The sequence below is a fragment of the Leptotrichia sp. OH3620_COT-345 genome, assembly GCF_003932895.1.
GTDB lineage: Bacteria > Fusobacteriota > Fusobacteriia > Fusobacteriales > Leptotrichiaceae > Pseudoleptotrichia.
Genome location: NZ_RQYW01000013.1, coordinates 51,272 through 62,599, shown reverse-complemented (window position 1 = coordinate 62,599; position 11,328 = coordinate 51,272). Strand labels below are relative to the sequence as shown.

12 protein-coding genes are annotated in these 11,328 nt (G+C 26.5%); 5 read left to right on the top strand and 7 right to left on the bottom strand.

The annotated features are described in order from the left end of the window. Positions 1 to 497: 497 nt before the first annotated feature. The 7 genes from EII29_RS08555 to EII29_RS08525 form a co-directional block, all read right to left on the bottom strand. Positions 498 to 1,214 carry a YaaA family protein gene (locus EII29_RS08555; protein ID WP_125237113.1) on the bottom strand — a complete coding sequence of 239 codons (717 nt, stop codon included), beginning with the start codon at positions 1,212 to 1,214 and terminating at the stop codon, positions 498 to 500. Positions 1,215 to 1,343: 129 nt separating this feature from the next. Further along, on the bottom strand, positions 1,344 to 1,910 hold the full coding sequence (locus EII29_RS08550; protein WP_125237112.1) for a hypothetical protein: 567 nt from the start codon (positions 1,908 to 1,910) through the stop codon (positions 1,344 to 1,346). 298 nt (positions 1,911 to 2,208) lie between these two features. Continuing rightward, positions 2,209 to 3,144 carry a DUF3829 domain-containing protein gene (locus tag EII29_RS08545; protein ID WP_125237111.1) on the bottom strand — a complete coding sequence of 312 codons (936 nt, stop codon included), beginning with the start codon at positions 3,142 to 3,144 and terminating at the stop codon, positions 2,209 to 2,211. Between the two features lie 211 nt (positions 3,145 to 3,355). Next, complete coding sequence (gene nrdF / locus EII29_RS08540) at positions 3,356 to 4,357, bottom strand: class 1b ribonucleoside-diphosphate reductase subunit beta (RefSeq protein ID WP_125237110.1); 1,002 nt, start codon at positions 4,355 to 4,357, stop codon at positions 3,356 to 3,358. Positions 4,358 to 4,863: 506 nt separating this feature from the next. After that, positions 4,864 to 6,957, bottom strand: coding sequence for a class 1b ribonucleoside-diphosphate reductase subunit alpha (gene nrdE / locus EII29_RS08535; protein ID WP_125237109.1), 2,094 nt, complete (start codon positions 6,955 to 6,957; stop codon positions 4,864 to 4,866). Positions 6,958 to 6,993: 36 nt separating this feature from the next. Continuing rightward, the gene (nrdI, locus tag EII29_RS08530) at positions 6,994 to 7,368 is read right to left on the bottom strand and encodes a class Ib ribonucleoside-diphosphate reductase assembly flavoprotein NrdI (protein ID WP_125237108.1); all 375 of its coding nucleotides are present in this window, start codon (positions 7,366 to 7,368) and stop codon (positions 6,994 to 6,996) included. A gap of 118 nt (positions 7,369 to 7,486) precedes the next feature. Beyond that, positions 7,487 to 7,726: a thioredoxin domain-containing protein gene (locus EII29_RS08525; RefSeq protein ID WP_125237107.1), complete on the bottom strand. Its 240-nt coding sequence runs from the start codon at positions 7,724 to 7,726 to the stop codon at positions 7,487 to 7,489. A gap of 528 nt (positions 7,727 to 8,254) precedes the next feature. On the opposite strand from EII29_RS08525, the gene EII29_RS13070 reads away from it, so the two are divergent. The 5 genes from EII29_RS13070 (at position 8,255) to EII29_RS08515 (ending at position 11,319) form a co-directional block, all read left to right on the top strand. Further along, the gene (locus EII29_RS13070) at positions 8,255 to 8,476 is read left to right on the top strand and encodes a homocysteine S-methyltransferase family protein (protein WP_368665482.1); all 222 of its coding nucleotides are present in this window, start codon (positions 8,255 to 8,257) and stop codon (positions 8,474 to 8,476) included. 52 nt (positions 8,477 to 8,528) lie between these two features. Next, complete coding sequence (locus tag EII29_RS13065; RefSeq protein ID WP_255411027.1) at positions 8,529 to 8,933, top strand: homocysteine S-methyltransferase family protein; 405 nt, start codon at positions 8,529 to 8,531, stop codon at positions 8,931 to 8,933. A gap of 2 nt (positions 8,934 to 8,935) precedes the next feature. Further along, the gene (locus EII29_RS12885) at positions 8,936 to 9,535 is read left to right on the top strand and encodes a dihydropteroate synthase (protein WP_233573297.1); all 600 of its coding nucleotides are present in this window, start codon (positions 8,936 to 8,938) and stop codon (positions 9,533 to 9,535) included. Next, entirely contained in the window at positions 9,516 to 10,130 is a 615-nt protein-coding gene (locus tag EII29_RS12880; RefSeq protein ID WP_233573296.1) for a cobalamin-dependent protein, read from the top strand. Before EII29_RS12885 ends, EII29_RS12880 begins: the two co-directional genes overlap by 20 nt. Positions 10,131 to 10,725: 595 nt before the next feature. Continuing rightward, complete coding sequence (locus EII29_RS08515; protein ID WP_125237106.1) at positions 10,726 to 11,319, top strand: TetR/AcrR family transcriptional regulator; 594 nt, start codon at positions 10,726 to 10,728, stop codon at positions 11,317 to 11,319. Positions 11,320 to 11,328 lie beyond the last annotated feature (9 nt).

Sequence of the window (11,328 nt, the reverse complement as noted above, 5' to 3'; positions counted from 1 at the left end):
AAATTTTCAACTATATTTTTAAAGAAAATATCTGAAATTTTTGAGTACTGTCGAAAAGGTTAGACAACATCGGTTGTGAGAATATTGAAATGTATATGTATTATTTAAAGTTGATTATTTTCTTTCATGAGGACATATACTGTCCCCATAAAAGAAATATTCTTTATACAATTTTTATTAATAATTTTAAATTATTCCTATTTTGTAATTATTCAATTGAAATATGTCAGATTTTTTGAATAATAAATCAAATTTTTTGAGCATTTTTTATGTCGCAAAAAATTTCTTTTTTTCAAAAGTTTAACAAGCTTTTTCCAATCTTTTTTACAAAAATTTCCCAACTTAAATTATTTAACATTTAAAAACACTCTATTCATAAAAAAACAAACTCACTTCACTCGGACAATATTTTTTACATCCATTCTTGTTTTTTTATAATCAATAAGTAGCATATATGTATGAATATAAGGTCTACAATGAGCCTTCATAAAATATTTTTATTTAATATAAACGTACTTCCTAATCCCTGACATTTCTTTATTGTATTTATACTCTCCTAGATTAATATTTTTAAGATTCTCGACATTTATTATTTTATTTTTTACAATATAATTTACTGTAAATCCTCTCATTTTTTTAGAATTTGTACTTATCTGTTTTAATTTCCCATCCTTTTCATCATAAAATTCAAAATCATATACATTATTTGAATTAACTAATTTAGAATATTCTTTTGAAGCTAAATTTATTATTTGTTCTTCATTTTTGAAATATTCACTTAAAGGTTTTTTCCATATTTCATATAAAGATTTTTGTTCAAATATCGAATTTACCATATCCAATCTGTATTCTTTCAGTTTTGAAAAAGGAGTAAGTATTCCATATAAAGCCGATAAAATAATCAGATTATTTTGAGCAAATTCCAGTTCTTCTTTGTCAAAACTTTCTATATTTATAGATTTATACGCTATTCCCGTATAAGTGGATAAAGCGTGTCCGCAAAGTTGATTTTCAAATGTTTTATAAAATTCTGACAATTTTTCAGCCTGTCCATTTTTCAATTTAAATTTTTTCTCTATTTCAGATACATTCATTTTCTTTATCTCACTTACAATTTCATTAGTGATCTTTGGAAAGTAAGGTTCTTCATATATCGTTATATTTTTTAAATCAGATATTTTCTTTGTTTTACTCGGAGATATTATTATTTTCATTTTATTTTTCCTTTTTTAGTATCATTATGCAATTCATAATATTAATTTTCATAAAATCCTAACAAATCATTTATATCAATTACTGTGAAATTGTTTTGTTTTAAATATACTTATATTACTTCACTCGCTTCACTTTTTTTTATCTTCTTCTATTTTTTTCATTGCCAGTGCCGAAATATTTGAAGATTTTTGTATTTCTTTTATAATATTCTCATATTTTAAAATGTGTGGATTTTCTTTATTTACTTGTTCTTTTTCTGCTGTTTTTACTTTCATCAAGGTAATTCTCAACGCCTTTTGTATACTTTTTAATTCATTGACATATTGATTTTTATTTGATGATTTTATTACAAATTTTTCTGATTTCTCAGTATAAATTTTATCTTCTAAAAATTTATACTCTAACATTTGTAAAAGAATATTTATTTTTAATATATTAGTTGCTATAGTTTTTCTTTGCGCTTCTTCAAAATATTTTATCCCATTTTTTAATATTTCGTATTCCATGTTACGATTTAACTGTTTAATTTTTTTAAATTTGTTTTCAGTGATTTCAGCTTTACTGAAATATTCACTATTCAGAATTTTACCTTTTCCGAAATTATCTTTTTTATACTCTCCTTTTTTATTTATAAATAAAAACTTATACTCTCTTTTAAATTCATCAGGAAATACTTTACTTTGATAACCTTCCAATAATTTTATGTAAATAGGATATTTTTCTTTATCTTTAAGAGTTTTAACAGCTTCTTTAAGTAAATTATGATTAACATTTTCAATTGAAATTTCTTTTATACTCCTATCTTCTTCGTATTTAATTTATTCCCCTTTTTCAACAATTTCTCCATAATTGATTACCTGTATATTTTTACTTTCCTGATATTTTTTTCCTGTTGTTCACTTTGATTGCAATTTATCAAAAATAATACCGGTAATATCAAAATAAACTTTTCAATTTTAAAAATCATAATTTACTCCTTAATTTTAAATAGTATTATTTCTTATTTATTGTTTCATTATAAGTATTAATAAATTTCTCATACATTTCATTAAACTTATGACTTTGAGGGTATATTTCATCCGACTTTTCTTCTATCAGTTTTACTATACTATCAGACATATCCTTAATTTCCTTTGAATTTTCTCTAAATTTAATATAATCATCTACATTATATTTTTCATTTTCTATACTTTTTTTATCAATTTCTATCCATTTTTGATAAGTTTCTTTCATACTCATATTAAGTTTTTTCAAATTTTCCAAATCTTCTTCAGGAAATTCTCCTTCCTCGGATTCATATAATTTCTCTAAAAATTTATCTGTATCATTTATAAATTTAATCATATAATATTGAGATTTTTCACCTTTATTCATCAACAGCTGTAAGCTTTCTTCCTTATAATTTTTCATGTATATTTCCATATTTTCTTTAAAAATAATATATTTTTCCTCACTTTTTTTAGTGTTTTCGCTATATTTCAAATGAAGTTTCTTCCCTTTTTTAAAATTATCTTTTTTATACTCACCGTTTTTATAATAATTTACTATTTCATTCATTACTGATTTCTCATTTTTCAAAGTATTTAAAAAAACTGTCAAATATTCCTCCACTTCTTTAATTTCAGGATTTTTTTTAATGATTTTTTCTATTTCTTCTGTTCTTTTACTGAAATATTTTATTTCTGTACCTAAAGTAACAATTAAAGAAATCTCTTTTTCATTAGGTTCTTTGAAATTTAAATCGTTATCTGAAAAATTTTCTATATATGTATTATAAAACTTACTCATTTTTCCTGTTCTTAAATCATTATAAAATTTTACATATTCATTATATTTATTGAGTTTTTCTTTTTCTTTATCCTGTTTTCCACATGATATTATTAGTCCCGGCAACAATAAAATCATTAATAATAATTTTTTTATTTTCATAATATTTTCCTCCTTTGTTACTTTATTAATTTTTAGTTATAATTCAATATTTGTAATATCATTATTTTTATTAAAATATTTCTCGTAATCTGAAATTTACTATACTGATTACCACCGCTATTTCAATCTTCTTTCTGATTTCCTATATTTCTTTACTTTATTATATAAAAATAAAGTCAATATGTAAATAGCATATTGACTTTATACAAAATTATATTTCTAAATCAATTTCATTATTTTTAAATTCAAAATCATTATCATGAAGATGAACTACTTCCAATGCTTTTTCATAATTTGTAGATTTTTTGGAGAAAAAATCGTGTTGGGTAGTTTCCACATTCAGTCCATTCAATACAATAGGATTTACATCTTTTACTTCAAATTCCTCTTCAAATCCTAAATTCATAAGTGCCTTATTCGCATTATATCTGATATACTCTTTGACATCGGCTGTAAGCCCTATATCTCCATATACTTCATCAGTATATCTCGCTTCATTTTCATATAAATCATACATTAAATCTTTTAGTTCTTTTCTTACACTTTCTTTCTCTTTTTCATTGAATGTGGCATATATTTCCTGAGAAAGAAGTCCTACAAATACTCCATGAATAGATTCATCAGCGATTATTTTCTTAATTATATCACAGCTTGCAACCATCTGTCCTTGCCCTGCAAGCCATAACGGCAAGAAAAATCCGCTATAAAACAGATATGTTTCCAAATAAACTGAAGCACAGAGAGCCATATATATTTCTCTTTTTGTCGCTTCAGGATTATTCATTTTCTGATAGTAATAATCAATTTTTTTAGCTTTATATTGCAAATGCTCATTTTCCTGTACCCAGTTAAATGTTTCATTGATTTCCCTTGTAGACGCTACCGTTGTAAATATTGTAGAATATGATTTTGCATGTATTGTTTCCATCATACACATATACGATAATACCGAACGACATTGGAGCGAGTCTATATGATCTATCACTTTAGGCATTCCTGTATGACTTTGTAAAGTATCAAGAAGTGTAAGTCCTCCTAAAACCTGTAAATAAGCCAACTTCATTTCAGGCTCAAGGGAATGCCAACTGTCTATATCCTTTGACGGAATGTATTCAGTATCAATCCAGAATTGCTTCAAATTCTGTTCCCAGAACATTTCTACGTAATCATTTTCGGGTGTATTCCAGTTCACCGCTTCATATATTTTGTTCATTTCAATTTTCCTCTCATCTTATTATTTTATTTTTATTTTCTAAATATTCTCCGATTTCATTTGCCTTATTTATCTCTATTATCATTAAAATTACTATCACTAAAATCCTTTTTTCAAAAGTATCAGCTTTTATTGATTAAATAAAATTTTTCAGTCAATCACAAGAAATTTTTTATAAATATAATATACTAAAATTTCTATAAAAAATGATAATATAAATTAAATAATAATTAATTTCAATGAACAATGATTATCTTTATGATAATAATACAAATATAGTTTATCTTTTTTATAAATTAAAGTTTATATGTGCTTAATTTTAGTTTTTTTATCAATCTTTCCTTTAAGTATAAACAATTATTTTCTGAATATTTTAATTTATTTCAAAACTAAAATAAATCACTGATAAAATAATTATATAAAAAATTAACTTTGATCAACTTTAAAACTTCTAAAAATTTATAATTTTTTATAATTATAACTAATATTTTCTAAAAATCCTGAAGCTACACCGAGCAGCTTAAGCACTCTTCAATTGTAGCTTTTCTCGTTCTTGTATAATAAAGGGACTTTAATCCGAGTCTATGAGCATAAACATAAAGCCTTGCTAAATCTCTTGTAGTGTCCGTACTTTTATTGAATAATATAGTTGATATCCCTTGATCTACATGTCTTTGAATTACGGAAATCAGTTTCAGTATATTTTTCTGATCCATATCATATGCCGATTTATAGAAAAAATAATTATCATTTGTTAAGTAAGGCATAGGATAAAATGTCGTGCTATCTCCGTATTCCCTTACCTCTATGGTATCAACTATAGGCATCACTGAAGCTGTGGAATTCATTATATATGAAGTAGACTGATTAGGTGCTATTGCCATTCTATAAGCATTATACACTCCGTATTTCATAACATCTTCCTTCAATTTTGCCCAATCTTCTTTAGTAGGAATATGTATTCCCTCAAATAATGCTTTTATTTTTTCAGTTTGAGGCATATATTCTTTTTCAATATATTTATTGAAATAATTGCCGTTTGCATATTCCGACTTATCAAAATCTTTGAAAGTTTCACCTTTTTCCTTTGCTATTTCCATTGATCTTTCGAGGGAATAATAATTTACAATCATAAAAAATACATTACAGAAATCAAGAGCTTCTTTACTTTCATACATTATAAAATTTTTGGCAAAATACCCGTGCAGATTCATTGCTCCTAATCCTACACTGTGCAGTTCCTCGTTGGCTTTTTTTATGGATGGCACAATATCTATATTTGTTAAATCCGACACCATTGTCAGCGAATCTATCGCAGCTCTTGTAGCTTCTTTTATTCTTTTATTTTCCATTACGGTAACAATATTAAGAGAACCTAAATTACACGAAATACCTCTTCTTATTTCATCTTCTTCAAAGTAAGGATGAATATCCGATACTTCTGACAACTGCATTATTTCAGTACATAAATTCGAGAATTTTACATTTCCGATTTCTTTCAGTGCATGTTCTTTATTCGCATTATCTTTAAAGAATAAATAAGGATATCCGCTTTCTTTCTGTGTCTGAGATATTTTAACAAGAAGTTCCCTTGCATTTATTTTTTTCTTTTTGACATTTGGATTATCCACTAATTTTTCATACATTTCATTCATATCCATTTCGTCCAAATATTGTCCATATTCAAGAAATACAGTATGTGGATTGAATGTATAGCAGATTTCATCCTCTCTTGCCAATTCCATAAATTTATCAGGAACTATCACTCCTATAGAAAGGGATTTTATTCTGATTTTTTCATCTACATTTATTTTCTTACAATCCAGAAACTCATTAATATCCGAGTGGAACACATTTAGATATACTGCCCCTGCTCCTGCTCTCTGTCCTAGCTGATTTGCATATGAAAATATATCTTCCAGTATTTTCATAATAGGCAATACTCCCGATGCTCTTCCTTCCACTCCTTTTATAGATTCTCCCCTTGCTCTTACTTTGGAAAGATTAATGGAAACTCCTCCTCCGATAGAAGAAAGTTTCATTGCCGAATCAAATATATATCCTATTCCGCTTAAATTATCCCCCATTTCATCAAGAAAACACGAAACAAGCTCTCCTGAACGTTTTTTACCCGAATTCAGAAAAGTAGGCGTAGCAGGCTGATATTCCTGATTAATGAGCATTTCAGCATATTCCAGTGCTTTTTCCAAATCTCCCTGTGCCAAGTAAAGAGAAACTATTGCTATCCTGTCCTCGTATCTTTCAAGAAATTTTTCTCCCGAATCATCTCTTAATGCATAACTCTGATAAAATTTAGAAGCACTCATAAAAGAGGCAAATCTGAACTTTTTACCATACACTAATGAAAATACTTTTTTTATTTCTTCAAATTTATACATATCGTAAAAATTTATATAATATTCATTTTCTATAAGATAATCCATTTTTTCTTTCAAATTATGAAAGAATACCGTATTTTTATTTACATAATCCACAAAGTAAGAATAAACCGCTTCCTTGTCCTTTTCAAGTTGAAATTCTCCATCCTTTTTCAACATTATTTCATTATTCAGATATATCCATTTTTTTGCTTTTTTCATTTTTTTACTTGCCCTTTCTATATTTAAAAACTGTTTTTAGTTATCATTTTCTACATAATTTATAAAATATTCAACTTGTGGCTGAGTTCCTGACAGTTCAAATTTCATTAATATTGATATATTATATTCTCTTGATATTTTATCTGCAGCAACTCCGAATAAAGTTCCCCAATTCATATTACCGCTTGAACTTACTGATTTAATAAAGTTTCTGTTATTTTCTTTTTTTAAGAATTCTACTGTTGTTTCAGGAATTTCTCCAAATTTAGTAGTGAATGTAATCAGATGCCCTGAATTTTCTACTTCCATAGTTTCATTTATTTTTATGAAACTCCACTTCGGTCTTTCTTTTTTAAGTTTATCTATAAATCTCTGGACATTTCCCGTTTTTGAATCATAATATATAAACATAGTTATAACTCCTTATTTATTAAGGATAATTTTATTTTATCCGTTATTTACCGTAAAAATAAATACTCCCTTTTTAAATTTAGGAGCATTTTTGAACTCATTTTTCATATATATTAATTTATATCATTGTTATTATTTCTTTTAATTCTTCAGGGTTAAATCCAATTGTCCTTTTAATTTCTTCATCATTTTTAATAAGTATCGTTGTAGGTACTGTTCTGACTTTATATTTCATTGCTAATTCAGGGTTGTTAAAAGGATTTACTTTTTCGTATTCTACTCCGCTTTTATCCAGTAAATCTGATACCATAGCACAAGGATTACAGTCCTCTTTTTCAAATTTTATTAATTTTCTCATTGTTAATTATTCCTTTCTTTAACTGTGTCCCGGCAAATTTAATTTTTCACACTAAAACACAATATATAGTATTTTTTATTTTTAGTCTTTATAATATGTAGTAGTATACCTGTTATTTAAAAAAAATTCAATATATTTATCCTTTGAAAAAATTTAAAAAATTTTAATTTTTATTTTTTTTCAGTATTTACAGTATTTTTTATCAATGTATCTTTTATATATATAATATATAAAAAAACAGATATTATCTATAATTAAACCTTATCTTTTGCATATACATATAATTGAATTTACGATACAATAATAAAAATGTTTATAAACCGATAATATCCGATTTATGGAGAGTTTAAGGAGGAAAACTGAATGTCGGAAAATATAAATTACAAAAAATCATTTACTCGCCTTAAAGAAGATCCTAATAAAAAAATTATTCTTCTTGACAAGACTATAGGTACTATGATTTAGAAAGAAAATCTAACTGCTGTTGACTTTGGCGGAGAAAAATATGAAGGCTGTAATGATTATCTTATACTGACTAAGCCTGAAATAATAAAAAATATCCATAAAATGTATCTGCAAGCCGGAAGTGATATTATTGAAACAAATACATTCGGTGCCTTGGATATAGTTTTAAGAGATTATGAGTTGGAAGACAAAGTTTTTGAAATAAATCCACAGCCGAGCTTGTACATAAAGCTATTGAGAAATACAAATCGGAAAATCCTGATGAAAAAAGAAATCTATATGTAATTTAGCCGGAGCCTTAGGACCTTCAAATAAATCCATAAACGTTACAGGATGGGTGACTTTCAGCCAGCTTGTACATACTTATTACACATATTTCAGCTCTTCTTGCAGGAAATGCCGATATCATCCTTTTGAAACAATACAGGATACTAGAAACTTAAAAGCTGCTTATCTGGGTCTTCAAAAAGCAATGGGCAAATATTATAAAGTTCCTCTGATGCTTTCCTTTACTATTGAAAGTACAGGAACTACTCTTGCAGGACAGACAGCGGATACCTTTTACTATGCAGTAAGTCATATGAAACCTCTTTCAATAGGCTTAAACTGTGCAACAGGACCTGAATTTATGATACAGTTCCTGAAAATACTGAATGATATATCAGACATATATATTTCAGTTTATCCCAATGCAGGCCTTCCAAATGAAGAAGGAATGTCAGTTTCTCTTAAAAAAAAATAAGAGTGGCAAAAAGAAGTTACGAACTGCTTACAAAAAAATATGGTATTGATAAAAAAGATATAATTTTCGATACACTTGTATTTCCTGTAGCTACAGGTGATCAAAAATATATAGGTTCTGCAATAGCTACAATTGAAGCAATAAGAGAAATAAGAAAAGAAATGCTCAATGTAAAAACCGTACTCGGAGTAAGTAACGTCTCATTCGGACTTCCCGTTGCAGGACGTGAAGTTTTAAACAGTTATTATATGCAGAAAGCTTATGAAGCAGGATTGGATTTTGCTATAATAAATACTGAAAAACACATCCCTCTTACAGAAATATCCGATGAGGAGAAAAATCTTTCAAACGCACTGCTTTTTAACACTAATGATAATACTGTAGCTGATTTTGTTGTATTTTACATAGAAAAGAAAGGATTCCGGAAAAAAAACGATACAGGAAATATGACTCCTGAAGAAAAAGTTGCAAATCTTGTAGTTGAAGGAAGTAAAAAAGAACTGACGAAGTTACTTGACATATTACTAAAACAGTATTCCGCCGAATATTATAAACGGACCTTTAATGACAGGAACGGACGAGGTGGGAAGACTTTTCAATAATAATGGCTTAATTGTAGCTGAATTCATTCAAAGTGTCGAAGTTATGAAAGCATCAGTTTCCTATTTGGAACAGTTTATGAAAAAATCTGAATCTTCCACTAAAGGTAAAGTTATAATGGCAACTGTTAAAGGTGACGTACATGATATAGGGAAAAATCTTCTAGGAATTATAATAGGAAATAACGGATATGATGTTGTTGATTTAGGAATCAATACCCCTGCTGAGAAAATAAGAGAAGCTGTTACAAATGAAAAAGCTGATTTTCTAGGTCTTTTGGGACTTCTTGTAAAATCTGAGGCAGAAATGGTCAATACAGTGGCAGCTTTAAGAGAGGCAGGAATTAAAATACCTATATTTGTTGGAGGAACTGCCCTTACTGAAAAATTTACAGTAAATAAAATAGAACCGTCATACAAGAATAACATCGTCATTTATTCAAAAGATGCAATGACTGCCCTTGCAAATTTAAATAAAATGATTGTCCCTGAAAAATTTGAAGAATTCAAGCAATATCTTCAATCTAGAAGAGATATGCTTCTCATTAAAGATAAAGCTATCCTTGAGAAATTAAATGTAAAACAAAAAGTACTATAGTATTCTCTCAGCCATTTTGTAAATATTTTAACATTTAATTTTACTATCACTGAAAAAACTTCAATTTAAAATTTAAATGTTGAAAAAAATTAAAGGAATAAAAATGTAGTTAAACTGTAAAATAAAAGAAGCCTGGTTATAAGTAAAAAGCCTATATTCAAATTATTTTAATGAAAAAAAGATAGAAAAAAACGTCAGAAAAATCAATATCTAAGTGAAGTAAGTTCGTGATTTTTCAGTAAATGAAGTGCTTTTAATCGAAAATTTTTTGAGAGCTATATTGAAATTCAAAAATAACTTAAAAACATAAATAATATATATTTTTAAAAATTAAAATTACTACTTTACTGAATTTTATAAATATTAAACACATTCAAAATTTATGATTTTGATGTATTTTAATATCTTTTGAGACAGTTTTTAATAACAAAATATTAAACCTTCACAAAAAAAATTAAATAAATCATATTTATATTTATTAAATGCCTTATTTTAGGCATTTATTTATTTTTTTAAATAAACTTGACACTGCTAATATTTTATTATATAATCTTAACAGTGATTAGATTATCAAAATGTAAAGGAAGTATTTAATATGAAAAAAAATTATCACCATGGAAATTTGAAAAATGAACTCATTAAAGAAGGAATCAACACAATAAATAGCATAGGGGAAGAAAAACTGTCTTTAAGAAAACTTGCTGAAATATGTGGAGTAAGTGCTGCAGCTCCTTACACATATTTTAAAAAGAAAAGTGATCTTCTTGAAGCAATGAGCAGTTATATTTGGGACATATTAGCTGCAAAACTAGAAATAACGGTTGAAAAATATAAAAATAATGACGATTTGCTTGTAAAATTAGGTAAAACGTACATAATGTTTTTTTATAAAAATCCTGCATATTATCATTTTATAATCTCAAAAAAAAATACAAAAATAAATTTTTCATTGGAAATTACCGAAAAAGAGAATGAAAATGCTTTGAATATTTTAAAAAGAGAGGCGATTAAAGTATTTGAAAAAATAAATATGCCAAAAAAAATTATGGAAAATAAAATCATAGCAATGTGGGCATTAGTTCAAGGACTTACAACAATAATAATTATGCGTAATAAAGAATGTCCTGAAGATTGGGAAGAAAAAATAGAAGAAATAATAAAATCAAGCTTCATAACATACTATAAATAAAGTCATTAT

Coding starts and splice junctions, on each gene's coding strand:
- EII29_RS08555 (WP_125237113.1), bottom strand. CDS start 1,214: ATGAAAATAATAATATCTCCGAGTAAAACAAAGAAAATATCTGATTTA.
- EII29_RS08545 (WP_125237111.1), bottom strand. CDS start 3,144: ATGAAAATAAAAAAATTATTATTAATGATTTTATTGTTGCCGGGACTA.
- nrdF (WP_125237110.1), bottom strand. CDS start 4,357: ATGAACAAAATATATGAAGCGGTGAACTGGAATACACCCGAAAATGAT.
- nrdE (WP_125237109.1), bottom strand. CDS start 6,957: ATGAAAAAAGCAAAAAAATGGATATATCTGAATAATGAAATAATGTTG.
- nrdI (WP_125237108.1), bottom strand. CDS start 7,368: ATGTTTATATATTATGATTCAAAAACGGGAAATGTCCAGAGATTTATA.
- EII29_RS08525 (WP_125237107.1), bottom strand. CDS start 7,726: ATGAGAAAATTAATAAAATTTGAAAAAGAGGACTGTAATCCTTGTGCT.
- EII29_RS08515 (WP_125237106.1), top strand. CDS start 10,726: ATGAAAAAAAATTATCACCATGGAAATTTGAAAAATGAACTCATTAAA.